This is a genomic window from Streptomyces sp. NPDC048211, from assembly GCF_043202315.1.
Classification (GTDB): domain Bacteria; phylum Actinomycetota; class Actinomycetes; order Streptomycetales; family Streptomycetaceae; genus Streptomyces.
The window spans coordinates 62,412-80,683 of the sequence record NZ_JBIDAD010000006.1 but is presented as its reverse complement, the minus strand read 5'-3'; the positions used below and the strand labels follow the sequence as shown (position 1 = coordinate 80,683).

The window sequence follows — 18,272 nt, the reverse complement described above, 5'->3', positions numbered from 1 at the left end:
CGCAGGGATACCTCGTACGTGGTGGTCGTCCCGGCCGTCCCTCTCGTCGCGGCCGTCCCACATGATGCGCCACCGGGACGGCAAAGCAGAAGCGGCCGGTCCTGCCCCCGAGGCAGGTCCGGCCGCTTCTGCAACGCGCTGGCGCGGTTCCGGTTACTTCACCGGTTCCGGCTCCGGTGCGTCCGCCGGTTCCGGCTCGCCCGCGGGGTCGGCCGGGGTCTTCACGGAGTCGAGCAGCAGCTGCGACACGTCGACCACCTGGATCGACTCCTTCGCCTTGCCGTCGTTCTTCTTGCCGTTGACCGAGTCGGTCAGCATGACGAGACAGAACGGGCAGGCGGTGGAGACGATGTCCGGGTTGAGGGAGAGGGCCTCGTCGACGCGCTCGTTGTTGATGCGCTTGCCGATCCGCTCCTCCATCCACATCCGGGCACCACCGGCGCCGCAGCAGAAGCCGCGCTCCTTGTGGCGGTGCATCTCCTCGTTCCGCAGACCCGGGACCTTCGCGATGATCTCGCGCGGGGGCGTGTAGATCTTGTTGTGACGGCCCAGGTAGCAGGGGTCGTGGTACGTGATCAGACCCTCGACCGGCGTCACCGGGATCAGCTTGCCCTCGTCCACCAGGTGCTGGAGCAGCTGCGTGTGGTGGATGACCTCGTACTCGCCGCCGAGCTGCGGGTACTCGTTCGCGATGGTGTTGAAGCAGTGCGGGCAGGTCGCGACGATCTTCTTCGTCGCCTTCGCCTTCTTGGTCGAGTCGTCCTCGTCGTCCTCGCCGAACGCCATGTTCAGCATCGCGACGTTCTCCTGGCCGAGCTGCTGGAACAGCGGCTCGTTGCCGAGGCGGCGGGCCGAGTCACCCGTGCACTTCTCGTCGCCGCCCATGATCGCGAACTTGACGCCCGCGATGTGGAGGAGTTCCGCGAAGGCCTTCGTGGTCTTCTTCGCCCGGTCCTCCAGGGCGCCGGCGCAGCCGACCCAGTAGAGGTAGTCGACCTCGGTGAGGTCCTCGACGTCCTTGCCGACGATCGGGACCTCGAAGTCGACCTCCTTGGTCCACTCGACGCGCTGCTTCTTGGCGAGCCCCCAGGGGTTGCCCTTCTTCTCCAGGTTCTTGAGCATCGTGCCCGCCTCGGACGGGAACGCGGACTCGATCATCACCTGGTAGCGGCGCATGTCGACGATGTGGTCGATGTGCTCGATGTCGACCGGGCACTGTTCCACGCACGCACCGCAGGTGGTGCAGGACCACAGCACGTCCGGGTCGATGACGCCGTTCTCCTCGACCGTGCCGATCAGCGGGCGCTCGGCCTCGGCGAGGGCGGCCGCGGGGACGTCCTTCAGGGCCTCGGCCGAAGCCTTCTCGTTGCCCTCCATGTCCTTGCCGCCGCCGGCCAGCAGATACGGGGCCTTGGCGTGCGCGTGGTCGCGCAGGGACATGATCAGGAGCTTCGGGGAGAGGGGCTTGCCCGTGTTCCAGGCGGGGCACTGCGACTGGCAGCGGCCGCACTCCGTGCACGTGGAGAAGTCGAGGATGCCCTTCCAGGAGAACTGCTCGACCTGCGAGACGCCGAAGACGGCGTCCTCCGCCGGGTCCTCCCAGTCGATCTCCTCGCCGCCCGAGGTCATCGGCTGGAGTGCTCCCAGCGCGACCTCGCCGTCGGCGTTCCGCTTGAACCAGATGTTCGGGAAGCCGAGGAAGCGGTGCCAGGCGACACCCATGTTGGTGTTGAGCGAGACCGTGATCATCCAGATCAGCGAGACGCCGATCTTGACCATCGCGGTGAAGTAGATGAGGTTCTGCAGGGTGCCGAGCGCGAGTCCCTTGAAGGCGAGGACCAGCGGGTACGAGACGAAGTACGCGGCCTCGTAGCCGTCGACGTGGTGGATCGCGCCCTCGAGACCGCGCAGAGTCAGGATCGCCAGGCCGATGACGAGGATGACGTACTCGACGAAGTACGCCTGCCAGGCCTTCGAGCCCGCGAACCGCGACTTGCGGCCGGCCCGGGAGGGGAGGTTCAGCAGCCGGATGGCGATCAGCACGAGGATGCCGACCGTCGTCATCAGGCCGATGAACTCGATGTAGAGCTCGAACGGCAGCCATTCACCGATGATCGGCAGCACCCAGTCGGCCTTGAAGAGCTGTCCGTACGCCTGGATCAGCGTCGGCGGCAGCGTCAGGAAGCCGATGGCGACGAACCAGTGCGCGAAGCCCACGATGCCCCACCGGTTCATCCGGGTGTGGCCGAGGAACTCCTTGACCAGGGTGATCGTGCGCTGCTTGGGGTCGTCGGTGCGGCTGCCTGCCGGTACCGGCTGTCCGAGGCGGACGAACCGGTAGATCTGCGCGACCGCTCGGGCGATGAGCGCAACGCCGACGACGGTCAGCACCAGCGACACGATGATCGCGGCGAGTTGCATTTGGGGGCTCCTCGGGCCTGCGAGGGTGGGATCCAGCGATGAATGTTGCGTGCTCGGCAGTCGTGCCCGGGAGTCGCGCCCGGCGTCGTACCGAGCGCGTACCGAACAGTCTTACTAAGCGGTAACTTAATCAGTCTGTGCTGACACTATCCACTTATTCCGCCGTCCTGTAGCCGGGCAGGCGGTGATTTGTGTCGCTCAGGTCTGCCTTGCCGCGCCGTGCCAGACCCCGGGCCGCCTCGCGCAGGGGTGTGCCGACGGCCTCCGCGAGGATCGCCAGGTCCAGGCCCAGCCTGTGGTGCTCGGCGTAGTGCTGGTCGAGGAGTTCCGGCTCGTCCCACGGCATCGCCGAGCGGTGGCGGATCTGGGCCAGGCCGGTCAGGCCGGGCTTCAGTTCCCGCCGCCAGTCTCGCGCACCGGCCGGCCGCTCGTGCACGCGCCCCGGTGTCAGGGGGGCCGGGCCGACGAGGGAGAGCTCGCCCCGTACGACATGGGGCAGCCGGGAGATCACGTGCAGCCGCAGCCGCCGGGTACGCAGCGACCGCAGGACGAAGGGTCTGCCGGCCATCCCCACCCGGTCCGAGCGGGTCAGTACGCCCCCCGGGCCGCGTTGTGCGGCAAGGGTCAGGGCGGCCGCGGCGAGCAGGGGGGCGGCCAGGACCAGGAGGGCCGAGCCGAGGAGCACGTCCAGGGTGCGCTTCGCGGTGGGGCGGGGCGGGGCCGTCTGCGCCAGTGACCTCAGGGCCGCGCGGGCCGCCGCGAGGCGCGAGGCCCGCGGGGGCCGCCAGGTGCGTCCCGCCGGTCTCCGCCGCTGCCGCGGACCGCGGCTCTGCCCTCGCCTCTGCGTCTGCATCGTTCGCACCTGCCTGGGTCGGCTGACTGGAGTCGGCGGCTCGTTCGCCGGTTTTGCGCGTCTCACGGCATTTTGTGACAGAACGATCCCACGAGGCGATGATGGAGGGGGGTGTGTGACCCGTGGGGGTGGGCAGGTGTCGCCCGTACGCGGCCCGATATGCCGCCGATCACCTGTATGTGGCGTGTGTCCGCCGCCACGAACTGTCGCTTTTTCCCTGGTGGTGCGGGGTGCGTGCACGATAGTTGAGTCCACTCGACTCAGGTCTGTTGACACTGGGACGAGTGTCATGCATCCTTGAGCCAGATCCACTCAAGTAGTCAGTTGGAGGAATTGAAATGGCACGTGCGGTCGGCATCGACCTGGGCACGACTAACTCCGTCGTCAGCGTTCTCGAAGGCGGCGAGCCCACCGTCATCACCAACGCCGAAGGCGCCAGGACCACGCCGTCCGTCGTCGCCTTCGCGAAGAACGGCGAGGTTCTGGTCGGCGAGGTCGCCAAGCGCCAGGCAGTGACGAACGTCGACAGGACGATCCGTTCGGTCAAGCGCCACATGGGCACTGACTGGAAGATCGAGATCGACGGCAAGGGCTTCAACCCGCAGCAGATGAGCGCCTTCATCCTGCAGAAGCTCAAGCGCGACGCCGAGGCGTACCTGGGCGAGAAGGTGGCCGACGCGGTCATCACCGTCCCGGCGTACTTCAACGACTCCGAGCGTCAGGCGACGAAGGAGGCCGGCGAGATCGCGGGCCTGAACGTCCTGCGTATCGTCAACGAGCCGACGGCCGCCGCGCTGGCGTACGGGCTCGACAAGGACGACCAGACGATCCTCGTCTTCGACCTCGGTGGCGGCACCTTCGACGTGTCCCTCCTGGAGATCGGCGACGGCGTCGTCGAGGTGAAGGCGACCAACGGTGACAACCACCTCGGTGGTGACGACTGGGACCAGCGCGTCGTCGACTACCTGGTGAAGCAGTTCGCCAACGGGCACGGCGTGGACCTGTCCAAGGACAAGATGGCTCTCCAGCGTCTCCGCGAGGCCGCGGAGAAGGCGAAGATCGAGCTGTCGTCCTCGACGGAGACCTCGATCAACCTGCCGTACATCACGGCGTCGGCCGAGGGCCCGCTGCACCTGGACGAGAAGCTCACGCGCTCGCAGTTCCAGCAGCTCACCGCCGACCTCCTGGACCGCTGCAAGAACCCGTTCCAGAACGTCATCAAGGACGCGGGCATCCAGCTCTCCGAGATCGACCACGTCGTTCTCGTCGGTGGCTCGACCCGTATGCCGGCCGTCGCCGAGCTCGTCAAGGAGCTCACGGGCGGTCAGGACGCCAACAAGGGTGTGAACCCGGACGAGGTCGTCGCCATCGGCGCCTCGCTCCAGGCCGGTGTCCTCAAGGGCGAGGTCAAGGACGTCCTGCTCCTGGACGTCACCCCGCTGTCCCTCGGTATCGAGACCAAGGGAGGGATCATGACCAAGCTCATCGAGCGCAACACCACGATCCCGACCAAGCGCTCGGAGATCTTCACGACGGCCGAGGACAACCAGCCGTCCGTGCAGATCCAGGTGTACCAGGGTGAGCGCGAGATCGCGGCGTACAACAAGAAGCTCGGAATGTTCGAGCTGACCGGTCTGCCGCCGGCCCCGCGCGGTGTGCCGCAGATCGAGGTCGCGTTCGACATCGACGCCAACGGCATCATGCACGTCGCTGCCAAGGACCTCGGCACCGGCAAGGAGCAGAAGATGACCGTCACCGGTGGCTCCTCGCTGCCGAAGGACGAGGTCAACCGGATGCGCGAAGAGGCCGAGCAGTACGCGGACGAGGACCACCGCCGTCGCGAGGCCGCCGAGTCCCGCAACCAGGGCGAGCAGCTCGTCTACCAGACGGAGAAGTTCCTCAAGGACAACGAGGACAAGGTCCCCGGTGACGTGAAGACGGAGGTGGAGACCGCGCTCACCGAGCTGAAGGAGAAGCTCAAGGGCGAGGACACCGCCGAGATCCGCACGGCCACCGAGAAGGTCGCGGCCGTCTCCCAGAAGCTGGGCCAGGCGATGTACGCCAACGCCCAGGCCGAGGGTGGTCCGCAGGCCGACGCGCAGCCCGGTGCCGAGCAGGCCCACGGCGACGCCCAGGACGACGTGGTCGACGCCGAGATCGTCGACGACGAGAAGGACTCCAAGGGCGGTGCGGCGTGACCGAGGAGACTCCGGGCTTCGAGGAGAAGCCCGACGTCCCCTCCGGCGCCACCCCTGACGACGCCGAGCCGAAGGCCGCCACCCCCTCTTCGGAGGAGGAGGCGGCCCCGGCCGGGGACGCGAACCAGACGACGGCACTGACCGCACAGCTGGACCAGGTCCGCACCGCGCTCTCCGAGCGCACGGGCGACCTCCAGCGGCTCCAGGCCGAGTACCAGAACTACCGCCGCCGCGTGGAGCGGGACCGGGTCACGGTCAAGGAGATCGCAGTCGCGGGTCTTCTGTCCGAGCTCCTGCCCGTGCTCGACGACGTCGGCCGGGCCCGCGAGCACGGTGAGCTCGTGGGCGGGTTCAAGTCGGTGGCCGAATCGCTGGAGACGGTCGTCGCCAAGCTCGGACTGCAGCAGTTCGGCAAGGAGGGCGAGCCCTTCGACCCGACGATCCACGAAGCCCTGATGCACAGCTACGCGCCGGACGTCACCGAGACGACCTGCGTGGCGATCCTGCAGCCTGGGTACCGGATCGGCGAGCGCACCATCCGCCCCGCGCGGGTGGCGGTGGCCGAACCCCAGCCGGGGGCCACGCCCGCGGCTGCCAAGGAAGAGAAGAAGACTGACGACGAGGAGAGCGGTGGCGGCGAGGAGGTCTGACATTCCGTCCGACCACCTGGCGGCACACCGCCCGCCCACCCGTCCGGCCAAGGGGCCGGTCGTCCGGAAGGAGGGACGTCGATGAGTACGAAGGACTTCGTCGAGAAGGACTACTACAAGGTTCTCGGCGTCCCGAAGGACGCCACCGACGCCGAGATCAAGAAGGCGTACCGGAAGCTCGCCCGCGAGTTCCACCCGGACGCCAACAAGGGCGACGACAAGGCGGAGGAGCGCTTCAAGGAGATCTCCGAGGCGAACGACATCCTCGGTGACACCAAGAAGCGCAAGGAGTACGACGAGGCACGCGCCCTCTTCGGCAACGGCGGCTTCCGCGCCGGACCCGGCGGAGCGCAGGGCAACTTCAACTTCGACCTGGGGGACCTCTTCGGAGGTGCCCCGGGCGGGGGCCAGGGCGGTGCCGGCGGCTTCGGCGGCGGCGGCGGTCTGGGAGATGTCTTCGGCGGCCTCTTCAACCGCGGCGGCGGCGGCACCGGCACACGCGTGCAGCCGCGCCGCGGCCAGGACATCGAGTCCGAGGTGACGCTCAGCTTCACCGAGGCGGTCGACGGGGCCACGGTCCCGCTGCGGATGTCCAGCCAGGCGCCCTGCAAGGCGTGCTCCGGTACCGGCGACAAGAACGGCACCCCCAGGGTCTGCCCGACCTGCGTCGGCACCGGCCAGGTCTCGCGCGGCACCGGCGGCGGGTTCTCGCTCACCGATCCCTGCGTGGACTGCAAGGGCCGGGGCCTCATCGCCCAGGACCCCTGCGAGGTCTGCAAGGGCAGCGGCCGGGCGAAGTCGTCCCGCACCATGCAGGTCAGGATTCCGGCGGGTGTCCTCGACAGCCAGCGGATCCGGCTGCGCGGCAAGGGCGCCCCGGGCGAGCGCGGCGGACCGGCCGGCGACCTCTATGTCGTCGTCCACGTCGACGCCCACCCGGTCTTCGGCCGCAAGGGCGACAACCTCACCGTCACCGTGCCCGTCACCTTCACGGAGGCGGCGCTCGGCGGCGAGGTGAAGGTCCCCACGCTCGGCGGACCGCCGGTCACCCTGAAGCTTCCGGCCGGCACGCCCAACGGGCGCACCATGCGGGCCAGGGGCAAGGGCGCGGTCCGCAAGGACGGCACCCGTGGCGACCTGCTGGTCACCGTCGAGGTGACGGTCCCCACGGACCTGGGCCCCGAGGCCCGGGACGCCCTGGAGACCTACCGAAAGGCGACCGCGGACCAGGACCCGCGGGCGGAGCTGTTCCAGGCAGCGAAGGGAGCTTGAGGTGGACGGCCGACGACGCAATCCGTACGAACTCACCGATGAATCACCGGTGTACGTGATCTCGATCGCGGCCCAGCTCTCGGGCCTCCATCCGCAGACGCTGCGCCAGTACGACCGCCTCGGCCTGGTCTCGCCCGACCGTACGGCCGGACGCGGACGGCGCTACTCGGCCCGCGACATCGAGCTGCTGCGCACCGTGCAGCAGCTGTCGCAGGACGAGGGCATCAATCTGGCCGGCATCAAGCGCATCATCGAACTGGAGAATCAGGTCGCGGCCCTCCAGCAGCGCGTCGCCGAGCTCTCGGCGGCCGTGGACGGGGCGGCGGTGGCCATGCAGCAGCGCGAGGCGCAGGTGCACGCGTCGTACCGGCGCGACCTGGTGCCGTATCAGGATGTGCAGCAGACCAGTGCCTTGGTGGTCTGGCGGCCGAAGAGGCCGAAGGACTGAGGGGATCCGATCCCCGCGACGGAGAAGCCCGTCACCCCGGAACGTCAGGGGTGGCGGGCTTCTCCGTCGTGTCCGGCGGTCCGGGCTCGGCGATGCCGGCGTGGACGAGGAGGGCGCCGAGGTGGGTGCGGCTGGTGGCGCCGAGGGTTTGCATGAGTTTGGAGATGTGGGCGCGGCAGGTGCGGACGCTGATGCCGAGTGTGCGGGCGACGGCTTCGTCCTGGTTTCCTTCGGCGAGGAGGCGGGCGATGCTGTGCTGGACGGCGGTGACGGGGGTGCCGGGCAGGGTGGTGGGGAGTTGCTGGGTGAAGGGGGTGGCCTGGGCCCACAGGGTTTCGTAGATCCCGGCGAGGAAGCCGACGAGTGCGGGGTGGCGGATCTCCAGGGCGGCGCTGCGGTCGGGGTTGGCGGGGAGGTAGGCGACCTTGCGGTCGAAGATGAGGAGGCGGTCGACGGCCTGCTCCATGGTGCGGACCTGGAGGAGTCCGCCGCTCAGTTGGCCCAGGTACGCCTTGAGGGCGGGGCTGTAGCGCGCCGAGTGCTGGTAGATGTGCCGCACCTGAACGCCCCGTTCCGCGGTGGGCAGCGTTCCTGACAGGGCCGTCTGGAGGTCCTCGCGCGGCCGGGTACTGCCGGGTTGCAGCGTGAGGATCTCTTCGGCCGTCTCCCGCGCGGAATCGTTGATGGACGCCTGGATCGTCGAGCGTCCGCTGAGCACGGTGATGGCGAGATGGGGGAGGCCATGGCTGAGGAAGGTGAGGGGGACCAGCGACCTGGCCAGGAGGTCGGAGGCGCGTACCTGGTCCAGGAGCCCCTGGGCGATGGGGTGCAACAGGTGCGCGAGGGCGGCGGACGGCGGTACCGGGCGCAGCCACAGGCTGTCCAGCGGGTCGGGTTCGAGCAGCGCGCCCTCGATGAGGCAGGGCAGGGGTTCGGCGGCGGACCGGGCGATGCGGCCTGCGGCCAGCGCTTCGGAGTAGAGGCTGACCGCCGCGTCGCACACCGGGCGGTCGCTGTGCTCGTGCATGGACGGCACCGTCAGCTCTTCGCGTGGTCGGCGATGCCGGACCGGACGAGGAGGACGCCCAGTTGGGTGCGGCTGGTGGCACCCAGGATCTGCATGAGCTTGGCGATGTGGGTGCGGCAGGTGCGGACGCTGATACCGAGTTTGCGGGCCACCACCTGGTCCACGTGTCCTTCGACGAGGAGGCGGGCGATGCTCTGCTGGACGGCGGTGACGGAGGCGCTCGGAGGGGGTGCCTTCAGCGCTTCGGCGAGGGGGGTGGCCTGGGCCCACAGGACCTCGTACACCTGGACCAGATAGCGGACGAGTGCGGGGTGGCGGATCTCCAGGGCCACGTCACGCTTGGCGTTCGCGGGGATGAAGGCCACGGTGCGGTCGAAGATGAACAGCCGCTCGACGGTCTGCTCGATGGTGCGGACCTGGATGTGGCCGGGCGGCACTTCGTACAGATACGCCTTGATGGTCGGGCTGTACCGGGCCGGGTGCTGGTAGATGTGCCGCATGGTGACGCCGCGCTCGACCGTGGACAGGGCGAGTGCCAGCGCCTTCTTGAGCTGTTCCGCCGGGCGGCTGCTTCCCGGCTGCAGCGTCAGGATCTCCTCCTGCGCGCCGTCCAGGGCGTTCTGGACGGTCGCCTCGATCAGCGGGATGCCTTCGAGGACGGTGATCGCGAGGTTGGGGTCGGTGCTGGCGACGGAGGCGAGGGGAGCCAGTGAGTCGGCCAGCGCGGCGGAGAGTCTGATGCGCTCGTGGATCTCGCGTACGACGGGCTGCAGCAGGTGGGTGAGGGCTGCGGACGGAGGTACCGGACGTATCCACTCGGGGTCCTGGGGATCGGGATGTACCAGGGCCAACTCCACCAGGCAGGGAGCGGGTTCGATCGCGGCCCGGGGTATCCGTCCCGCGCTCAGTGCCTCGGTGTAGATCCTGACCGCCGCGTCGCACAGCTCGCGCCCCCCGTGCGGGTGGGCCGGTGTGTCCTCATCCCTGCCCATTCGTGACCCCCCACTTTCGGCAGTGCAGCAAGATGACGGTGGTGGAAGCGTAGCCCTCGGGAGAGTCTGGGCGTGTCGGGGGAGCCGGGAACTCCCTCGGTTGATTACAGGGCGTGGCCGTGCTCTCCCCCGTTGCATGGCGGCGTCCGACCGGCCCGGGGGTGGGGGACTTTTTGGGGCCGGCCCGGTCAGGAATCCTCATTGAGGATTCCTGACTGGGCGATCAAATAGCCGAGTTGGGCTCGGCTGGTGCTTCCCAGTACGGCGGACAGTTTGGCGACGTGGGCCCGGCAGGTGCGGACGTTCATGCCGAGCCGCCGGGCTATCGCCTCATCGACATGACCCTCCACCAGCAGGGTGGCGATGGCACGCTGGACGCCGGTGATGCCGTCGCGGGCCGGATCGTACGGCGCCGCCTCGTTCAAGGGGACGGCCCTGCGCCACAGTTGCTCGAACACCTTCGTCAGGTACGTGACCAGCCCCGGGTGCCTCAGTTCGAGTGCGATGGGCGGGTCGTCCCGGGCCGGGATGAAGGCCACGGTGTCGTCGCAGATGATGAGGCGTTCGATGAGTTCCTCGAGCGTGCGGATCTCCATGCGGGCGCCGGCCATCAGGTCGACGTAGGCGAAGGTGCGCTGGCTGTGCCTGACCGTGTGCTGGTACAGAGTGCGGACGCTGATCCCGGAATCTATGAGAGGTTTGCTGCGGGTCAGGGCTTCCCCCAGGATTTCCTCGCTGCGCCGGCCTCCGGGCTGGACGGTCAGCACCTCGGTCCGGCTCTCGGCGATGGCCAGGTCGAGGGCCGCGTTGATCCGGTCGATGCCTTCCAGCACCGTGATGGCATGGGTCGGCGCAGGGCTCTGGGCGCTGATGGCCATGAACGGTTCGAACGCGTCGGCCAGCTCCAGGGACGTTCGTCTGCGGTCCTGGATCTCACGCTCCAGTGGGTGAAGCCGCTGTGCCAGGGCTGCGGAGGGCGGAACCGGACGGAGCCACGAGGCGTCGTCCGGGTCGGGCAACAGGAGGCCGAACTCGACGAGGCAGGGTGCGGGTTCCACCTCGGCACGGGCGATGCGTCCGACGCTCAGGGCAGCCGCGTACAGCCTGACTCCCTCGGTGCATAGGTTCGTGACCGTGTGAGTATGTGTCGGTTTCGTATCTGTTATAGGCAAAACTCCACCCCCCAGGGTCCTGAACATTCAGGAACATGATGCATCGCTCCTGTGGCTTTGACATGTCCGAATGAGCCATCGTCTCTTGTGGAGCGGGGGAGAGGAATTCATCAAGTGAGGACGAAGCCGACTATGTACAAGAGAATGCTTCGCTCAGTGCTTGGCGCTGTGGTTGCGGCTGCTGCACTGCTGCTCGTGGCACAAGTCTCTCCGCCGGACGTCGGGTGGGGCAACGTGCAGGCCGCCCCCGCCGACCTGCACCAGTCCGATGTCGGGTGGGGCAATTCCGTGGTGAACCGGGCAGAGGTGTGACCACGCCGCCGGACGACCGGACCTTCCGGCGTGAGATGGCAACCGCCTACCGCTCAGGGTGGCATTTCATCGACCTCGTCACGGCACTTCCCCACCGTGGTGATTCGTTGATGGTCACTCTGTTCGGCGACCCGGTCGTCGTCGCCCGTGAGGACGACGGGGAACTGCGTGCCTACCGCTGCCTCCGCAAGCCGCGCGGAGCACCGCAGCCCGTGCGCTGCGCCATTCGGTACGACATGATCTTTGTGAACCTCGCACAGCGTGACCACCAGCTGTTCGAAACCGAAGCCATCTCCGCCACCCCCCGCAGTGCCTGAGCGATCCCCCGTCGTTCCACGTCGCTCAGACACTCCCCCACACAACGGCGCCACCGTGACCTGAACACGGTGGCGCCGTTGTGCTTCTCCCGGAGACATTCCGGTCGGAGCAGCGCAGAAGGTGTCAAAGCGCGCCGCCTGTGTGGGTGGGGCCACGGTCCTCCACGCTCCGCCCTTCCACCCCAAGGGGCATTCATGAGCGGACACGAGGTCGAAGAACTGCCGGGCCGTCGCGGGCATGACGGCGATGCCGCGTACCTCGACAAGATGCTGCTCCACCGCGAGGTGGAGGTCTCCTTCGACGACACGGTGAACGGGAAGGTCTTTCTGGCGGTGTGGCTGAGGGCCGCCGCCGTGGCGTTCGGCGTGCTTCTCCTCTTCGGCTTCGCCGGGCTCGTCGCCCTGGCCGGTGATCCGCAGAGCGGTCTCGGGATCATGGGGATCGGCCTGCAGATCGCCATGATCGTTTTCGTCGCCGTCTTCCTGGCGTCGAAGATCACCGAGCCCGTCGGCGAGTGGCGGGTCCTGCTGGCCGACCGGGAGGCGCACGCCGCGTCGGCGTACACCGAGATCGCCAGGGTCGTGCAGGAGCGCCGGCTGCCGGTCGTGCCGGTGTTCCGCCGCATCCGGGCCGGGGGTGAGCACCCCCGGGTGACCCACCGGATGGCGCTCCGGGACGGGAGTTACGTCGCGCACCTCTCGGTGTTCGCCTACGGCACCGGCCTCTATCTGGGCTGGGTGATGTGGCGCGAGCGGCGGGGCACCGAACTCGTCGGACAGTTCTTCTCCGACTTCGTCAAGGGCTTCGGCCCCGCTGACGAGGAGAGGGCCGTCATGCGGACCGAGGCGCCGCGCGCCCTGCGGGAGGCGCTGCACGCCGCCGCGCGGGAAGGGCTGTACGTCGCCGTCGACGGCCGCGAGGTCGCTCCCGACGTGGCCTTCCCGCACGGTCTCCCGGAGATCGAGGAGGAGATCGCGGTTCCCCTCCCGGCCCAGGCGCAGGCGCCCACGCCGATGGCCCCGCCGCCCGTGCCGCCCCGCCGGCCGTGGTCGGGGGGCGGCAGCTGACGGCACGCGGACGGGGGTGACAGCGGACGGCGGCGGCTGACGGCACGCGAGGGGGTCGGCGGCCGCCCGGGCGCCCCGGGCGGAGCGCCCGGCGGCCCCTGCGGGTGATCCCAGGTGGCCGCTGCGGGTCATCCCCGGCTGAGTGCCCGGTGGCCCCTGCGGGTCATCCCCGGCCGAGTGCCCGGTCCAGGCTGATCTCGATGACGACCCGGTCCGGATTGGGCGACGGCGTGCGTGCGTAGCGCTCCGTGTGGAGGCGTACGGCCGTATCGACCCTGTCCTGCTCCGTGCGTACCCTCGCGACGCCCTCCAGGGTCGCCCAGCGTGCCCGGTGGACCTGGCAGGCGGCGACGCGGGCACCGTCCGGGCCCGCGGCCAGGATGTTGGCGACCTTGCGGCTGTTCTTGTTCGTGATGATGCGGGCGAGGCCGGCCTCGGGGTCGTACGTCACGCACACCGGCACCACGTGCGGGGTCCCGTCGGGGCGGGGCGTGGTGAGGGTGCACAGGTGGGACTCGCGCCAGAACGCCAGGTACTCCGGGCCGGGATTGCGTACGTCGACTGCCATGGGATCAGCCTAGGCAGTCCGGAGGTGCCGCGCGGTGGCGGGCGGGCGGGGCGGCCGGTTCACTCGGAACGGAACGAGGAGCCGGGAACGGGTGACCTTCTGGCCTTGAGTGGAATAGACTCAACTTTGTGCACGTTGATCGTGTCAGTAATGAGGATGGGCCAGTCACCGCAAGGAGGAGAGAGCGCACGTGGACGCCGAGCTGACCAACAGGAGCCGGGACGCCATCAACGCGGCCACCAGCAGGGCCGTGAAGGACGGGCACCCCGATCTGACCCCCGGGCATCTGCTGCTCGCGCTGCTCGCGGGTGAGGACAACGAGAATCTCGTCGATCTGCTAGCCGCAGTCGAGGCGGACCAGATCGCCGTACGCAGCGAGACCGAGCGGCTCCTGGGCGCCCTGCCCAGCGTGACCGGCTCGACCGTCGCCCCGCCCCAGCCCAACCGTGAACTGCTCGCCGTCATCGACGACGCCGCCCGGCGGGCGAAGGAGCTCGGCGACGACTTCATCTCCACCGAGCACCTGCTCATCGGCATCGCGGCGAAGGGCGGCCGCGCCGGTGAGATCCTCGACGGGCAGGGAGCCAGTGCGAAGAAGCTGCTGGACGCGTTCGAGAAGAGCAGGGGAGGGCGCCGGGTGACCACACCGGACCCGGAGGGCCAGTACAAGGCCCTGGAGAAATTCGGTACGGACTTCACCGCGGCCGCGCGCGAGGGCAAGCTCGACCCGGTCATCGGGCGCGACCAGGAGATCCGCCGCGTCGTCCAGGTGCTCTCGCGCCGCACCAAGAACAACCCGGTGCTCATCGGTGAGCCCGGCGTCGGCAAGACCGCCGTCGTGGAGGGGCTCGCCCAGCGCATCGTCAAGGGCGACGTCCCCGAGTCCCTGAAGAACAAGCGGCTCGTCTCGCTGGACCTGGGCGCCATGGTCGCGGGCGCGAAGTACCGCGGCGAGTTCGAGGAGCGCCTGAAGACCGTCCTCTCCGAGATCAAGGAGAGCGACGGCCAGATCATCACGTTCATCGACGAGCTCCACACCGTCGTCGGCGCCGGCGCCGGGGGCGACTCCGCCATGGACGCGGGCAACATGCTCAAGCCCATGCTGGCCCGCGGCGAGCTGCGGATGGTCGGTGCCACCACGCTCGACGAGTACCGCGAGCGGATCGAGAAGGACCCGGCCCTGGAGCGCCGCTTCCAGCAGGTGCTGGTGGCGGAGCCGTCCGTAGAGGACACCATCGCGATCCTGCGCGGGCTCAAGGGCCGCTACGAGGCCCACCACAAGGTGCAGATCGCGGACTCCTCGCTGGTCGCCGCCGCGACCCTCTCCGACCGCTACATCACCTCCCGCTTCCTGCCGGACAAGGCCATCGACCTCGTCGACGAGGCGGCCTCGCGGCTGCGCATGGAGATCGACTCCTCTCCCGTGGAGATCGACGAACTCCAGCGCTCGGTCGACCGGTTGCACATGGAGGAGCTGGCTCTCAAGAACGAGTCGGACACCGCCTCCAAGCAGCGGCTGGAGAAGCTGCGCCGCGACCTCGCCGACAAGGAGGAGGAGCTGCGCGGTCTCAACGCCCGCTGGGAGAAGGAGAAGCAGGGCCTCAACCGCGTCGGTGAGCTCAAGGAACGCCTCGACGAGCTGCGCGGACAGGCCGAACGAGCCCAGCGCGACGGCGACTTCGACACCGCGTCCAAGCTGCTCTACGGGGAGATCCCGGGCCTGGAGCGGGAGCTGGCCGAGGCCGCCGAGGCCGAGGAGGAGGCCGCGAAGGAGCCCAAGGAGACCCTGGTCAAGGAAGAGGTCGGCCCGGACGACATCGCCGACGTGGTCGGTGCCTGGACCGGTATCCCGGCCGGACGGCTCCTGGAGGGCGAGACCCAGAAGCTGCTGCGCATGGAGGAGGAGCTGGGCCGGCGCCTCATCGGGCAGACCGAGGCCGTGCAGGCCGTCTCGGACGCGGTACGCCGCACCCGGGCCGGGATCGCCGACCCCGACCGGCCCACCGGATCGTTCCTCTTCCTCGGACCCACCGGCGTTGGCAAGACCGAGCTGGCGAAGGCCCTCGCGGACTTCCTCTTCGACGACGAGCGGGCCATGGTCCGCATCGACATGAGCGAGTACAGCGAGAAGCACAGCGTGGCCCGGCTGGTCGGCGCCCCGCCCGGGTACGTCGGCTACGAGGAGGGCGGCCAGCTCACGGAGGCGGTCCGCCGCCGCCCGTACAGCGTCGTCCTGCTGGACGAGGTGGAGAAGGCGCACCCCGAGGTCTTCGACATCCTGCTCCAGGTCCTCGACGACGGCCGGCTCACCGACGGACAGGGCCGGACGGTGGACTTCCGGAACACCATCCTGATCCTGACGTCCAACCTCGGCAGCCAGTACCTGACCGACCCCCTGACCAAGCCCGAGGAGAAGAAGCGGCAGGTCCTGGAGGTCGTGCGGGCGTCCTTCAAGCCGGAGTTCCTCAACCGGCTCGACGACCTGGTCGTCTTCTCCGCCCTGTCCGGCGACGAGCTCGCCCACATCGCGGGGCTCCAGATCGACCGGCTCGCCAAGCGGCTCGCCGACCGGCAGCTCACCCTCGACGTCACCCCGGCCGCCCTGGCCTGGCTGGCCGAGGAGGGCAACGACCCGGCCTACGGTGCCCGGCCGCTGCGCCGCCTCATCCAGACGGCGATCGGCGACCGGCTCGCGAAGAAGATCATCGCGGGCGAGATCACGGACGGCGCGACGGTCCGCGTCGACCGGGAGGGCGACGGCCTGACCGTCGGCCCGGCGAGCTGACCGGAGCACATGTGGCGTAACCGGCGGCCCCGGTCCCCACCGGCTGGATATCAGCTTGTGGCGGATCGGGGCCGTCCGGGCTTGCCATGCCCCGCCCGCCATGGGAGAGGATGGCAGCCAACCGCACGAAGGGAAATTACGGTGAGCATCGATCCGTCCTCGATTCCTAACTTCGGGGGCCAGCCCGAACCGCAGGCGGCAGGACCGGAGGGCCCCGTCGTCCCTGACCAGGACCTCGTCAAGCAGCTCCTGGAGCAGATGGAGCTGAAGTACGTCGTCGACGACGAGGGCGACCTCGCGGCGCCGTGGGAAGACTTCCGCACGTACTTCATGTTCCGTGGCGAGGGCGAGCAGCAGGTCTTCTCGGTCCGCACGTTCTACGACCGCCCGCACGACACGGACCAGCGCCCGGTCCTGCTCGACGCGATCGACGACTGGAACCGCCGCACCCTGTGGCCCAAGGTCTACACGCACACCCACGAGCCCGAGGAAGGCGCCGACGACACCGCCACCTCGGTGCGGCTGATCGGTGAGGCGCAGATGCTCATCGGCACCGGCGTCTCCCTGGAGCACTTCGTCTCCTCGACGGTCAGCTGGGTGCGCGCCTCCATCGAGTTCGACAAGTGGCTCCTGGAGCGCCTCGGCCTGGCACCGGCCGAGGAGAAGGCGGAAGGCGTGGAGCAGGACGCTCCCGAGGCCTGAGCCCTCCGTACGCGACGCCGGCGGCGGGGGGGCGGTCCCTCATCGGACCGCCCCCGCGCCGCTGTCGTGTCACAGGCCCTTGAGCCGTGAAACGGCCTCCTCCAGCACCTCCGTACGCTTGCAGAACGCGAAGCGCACGAACGGTGCGCCCTGCTCGCGGTGGTCGTAGAAGACCGCGTTCGGGACGGCCACCACCCCGCACCGTTCCGGCAGCGAGCGGCAGAACGCGAAGCCGTCGCCGCTGCTGTCCAGCGGGCGGATGTCGGTGGTGACGAAGTACGTGCCGGCCGGGCGGTAGACCTGGAAACCGGCCTCGGCGAGCCCGCCGCTCAGCAGGTCCCGCTTGGCCCGCAGATCCGCGCGCAGCGTGTCGAAGTAGCTGTCGGGCAGCCGCAGCGCCTCGGCGACCGCGTACTGGAACGGCCCCGCGGAGACGTAGGTCAGGAACTGCTTCGCCGAGCGCACCGCCGTCACCAGCCCGGGGCTCGCGGTGACCCAGCCGACCTTCCAGCCGGTGAAGGACAGGGTCTTGCCGGCCGAACCGATGGTCACCGTCCGCTCGCGCATGCCGGGGAAGCCGGCCAGTGGCAGGTGCTCGCCCTCGAAGACCAGGTGCTCGTAGACCTCGTCGGTGACCACGAGGAGATCGCGTTCGCACGCCAGCTCGGCGATCGCGCCGAGTTCCTCGCGGGTCAGGACGGTGCCCGTGGGGTTGTGCGGGGTGTTGACCAGCAGCAGCCGGGTGCGCGGGGTGACGGCGGCGCGCAGTTCGTCGAGGTCCAGCCGGTAGGTGCCGGTGGCGGGCTCGGGATGCAGGGTGACGGGGACGCGGGTGGCGCCCGCCATGGCGATGCAGGCGGCGTACGAGTCGTAGTACGGCTCCAGCGCGATGACCTCGTCGCCGGGCTCCAGGAGCGCCAGCAGGGAGGCCGCGATGGCCTCGGTGGCGCCCGCGGTGACGAGGACCTCGGTGTCGGGGTCGTAGGTCAGGGCGTAGCGGTGCTGCTGGTGGTCCGCGATCGCGGTGCGCAGCTCGGGGACGCCCGGCCCCGGTGGGTACTGGTTGCCGTGCCCGGCGCGCAGGGCACGGACCGCGGCCTCGCGGACCTCCTCGGGGCCGTCGGTGTCGGGGAAGCCCTGGCCGAGGTTGATGGCCCCGGTGCGGGCGGCCAGCGCGGACATCTCCGCGAAGATCGTCGTGCCGAACTCGGCGAGGCGGCGGTTGAGCAGCGGTCGTCCCTGTGTCATGAGCGCCATCCTGCGCGGAAGCTCTGGAGTTGCTCAAGTCTGCTTTGGCCGTCCGGGGGCGGGGGAATTCCCCCTGCACGCAGGAATCGGTGCGGAGCGGGGGGCCTCGCTTCGGGGGAACGGAAGGGCGTGAGGTCCGTGAAGGGACTGGTCATCGGGGTGCTGCTGGTCGTGGGGGTGGTGTCCCTCGTCGCGATGATGGCGAGCGCCGGAAGCCGCAGGAAGCCGCTGGGCCGGAG

At 69.3% G+C, this 18,272-nt stretch carries 15 protein-coding genes; 8 read left to right on the top strand and 7 right to left on the bottom strand.

Translation table 11 applies throughout. From position 1 onward, the window contains the following. Positions 1–153: 153 nt before the first annotated feature. Entirely contained in the window at positions 154–2,421 is a 2,268-nt protein-coding gene (locus tag ACGFZA_RS22640; protein WP_385282918.1) for a (Fe-S)-binding protein, read from the bottom strand. A gap of 154 nt (positions 2,422–2,575) precedes the next feature. Then, positions 2,576–3,274, bottom strand: a complete 699-nt coding sequence (locus ACGFZA_RS22635; RefSeq protein ID WP_393681466.1) for a sugar transferase — start codon at positions 3,272–3,274, stop codon at positions 2,576–2,578. 338 nt (positions 3,275–3,612) lie between these two features. Here ACGFZA_RS22635 and dnaK point away from each other — a divergent pair, with 338 nt between their 5' ends. The 4 genes from dnaK (at position 3,613) to ACGFZA_RS22615 (ending at position 7,842) form a co-directional block, all read left to right on the top strand. After that, the gene (dnaK, locus tag ACGFZA_RS22630; RefSeq protein WP_385282912.1) at positions 3,613–5,472 is read left to right on the top strand and encodes a molecular chaperone DnaK; all 1,860 of its coding nucleotides are present in this window, start codon (positions 3,613–3,615) and stop codon (positions 5,470–5,472) included. Continuing rightward, positions 5,469–6,122 carry a nucleotide exchange factor GrpE gene (gene grpE, locus ACGFZA_RS22625; protein WP_385282910.1) on the top strand — a complete coding sequence of 218 codons (654 nt, stop codon included), beginning with the start codon at positions 5,469–5,471 and terminating at the stop codon, positions 6,120–6,122. The genes dnaK and grpE overlap by 4 nt, the downstream gene beginning before the upstream one ends. Before the next feature lie 81 nt (positions 6,123–6,203). Next, positions 6,204–7,394, top strand: coding sequence for a molecular chaperone DnaJ (dnaJ, locus tag ACGFZA_RS22620; RefSeq protein ID WP_393681463.1), 1,191 nt, complete (start codon positions 6,204–6,206; stop codon positions 7,392–7,394). 1 nt (position 7,395) lies between these two features. Further along, entirely contained in the window at positions 7,396–7,842 is a 447-nt protein-coding gene (locus ACGFZA_RS22615) for a heat shock protein transcriptional repressor HspR (RefSeq protein ID WP_093899393.1), read from the top strand. Between the two features lie 31 nt (positions 7,843–7,873). Here ACGFZA_RS22615 and ACGFZA_RS22610 read toward each other — a convergent pair whose 3' ends face one another. The 3 genes from ACGFZA_RS22610 to ACGFZA_RS22600 form a co-directional block, all read right to left on the bottom strand. Beyond that, complete coding sequence (locus tag ACGFZA_RS22610; protein ID WP_385282905.1) at positions 7,874–8,869, bottom strand: LuxR C-terminal-related transcriptional regulator; 996 nt, start codon at positions 8,867–8,869, stop codon at positions 7,874–7,876. An 11-nt stretch (positions 8,870–8,880) separates the two neighbouring features. Beyond that, positions 8,881–9,861, bottom strand: coding sequence for a LuxR C-terminal-related transcriptional regulator (locus ACGFZA_RS22605; protein WP_385282902.1), 981 nt, complete (start codon positions 9,859–9,861; stop codon positions 8,881–8,883). A gap of 188 nt (positions 9,862–10,049) precedes the next feature. Further along, positions 10,050–11,060 (bottom strand): helix-turn-helix transcriptional regulator, encoded by a 1,011-nt coding sequence (locus ACGFZA_RS22600; protein ID WP_393681460.1) that lies wholly within the window; start codon positions 11,058–11,060, stop codon positions 10,050–10,052. Between the two features lie 281 nt (positions 11,061–11,341). Here ACGFZA_RS22600 and ACGFZA_RS22595 point away from each other — a divergent pair, with 281 nt between their 5' ends. Next, positions 11,342–11,662: a (2Fe-2S)-binding protein gene (locus ACGFZA_RS22595; RefSeq protein WP_350994739.1), complete on the top strand. Its 321-nt coding sequence runs from the start codon at positions 11,342–11,344 to the stop codon at positions 11,660–11,662. 195 nt (positions 11,663–11,857) lie between these two features. Further along, entirely contained in the window at positions 11,858–12,730 is an 873-nt protein-coding gene (locus ACGFZA_RS22590; protein WP_393681457.1) for a hypothetical protein, read from the top strand. 163 nt (positions 12,731–12,893) lie between these two features. Here the strand turns inward: ACGFZA_RS22590 and ACGFZA_RS22585 are convergent, their stop codons facing one another. Continuing rightward, entirely contained in the window at positions 12,894–13,298 is a 405-nt protein-coding gene (locus tag ACGFZA_RS22585) for a pyridoxamine 5'-phosphate oxidase family protein (protein WP_385282894.1), read from the bottom strand. 190 nt (positions 13,299–13,488) lie between these two features. Between ACGFZA_RS22585 and clpB the strand changes: the two genes are divergently transcribed. Both clpB and ACGFZA_RS22575 read left to right on the top strand, forming a co-directional pair. Then, a complete protein-coding gene (gene clpB / locus ACGFZA_RS22580; RefSeq protein ID WP_385282891.1) occupies positions 13,489–16,083 on the top strand; it encodes an ATP-dependent chaperone ClpB in 2,595 nt (864 codons plus the stop codon). Positions 16,084–16,224: 141 nt separating this feature from the next. Beyond that, positions 16,225–16,785, top strand: a complete 561-nt coding sequence (locus ACGFZA_RS22575) for a YbjN domain-containing protein (RefSeq protein ID WP_385282889.1) — start codon at positions 16,225–16,227, stop codon at positions 16,783–16,785. 69 nt (positions 16,786–16,854) lie between these two features. On the opposite strand, the gene ACGFZA_RS22570 is transcribed toward ACGFZA_RS22575, so the two are convergent. Then, entirely contained in the window at positions 16,855–18,033 is a 1,179-nt protein-coding gene (locus ACGFZA_RS22570) for a pyridoxal phosphate-dependent aminotransferase (protein WP_393681454.1), read from the bottom strand. Positions 18,034–18,272: the final 239 nt, after the last annotated feature.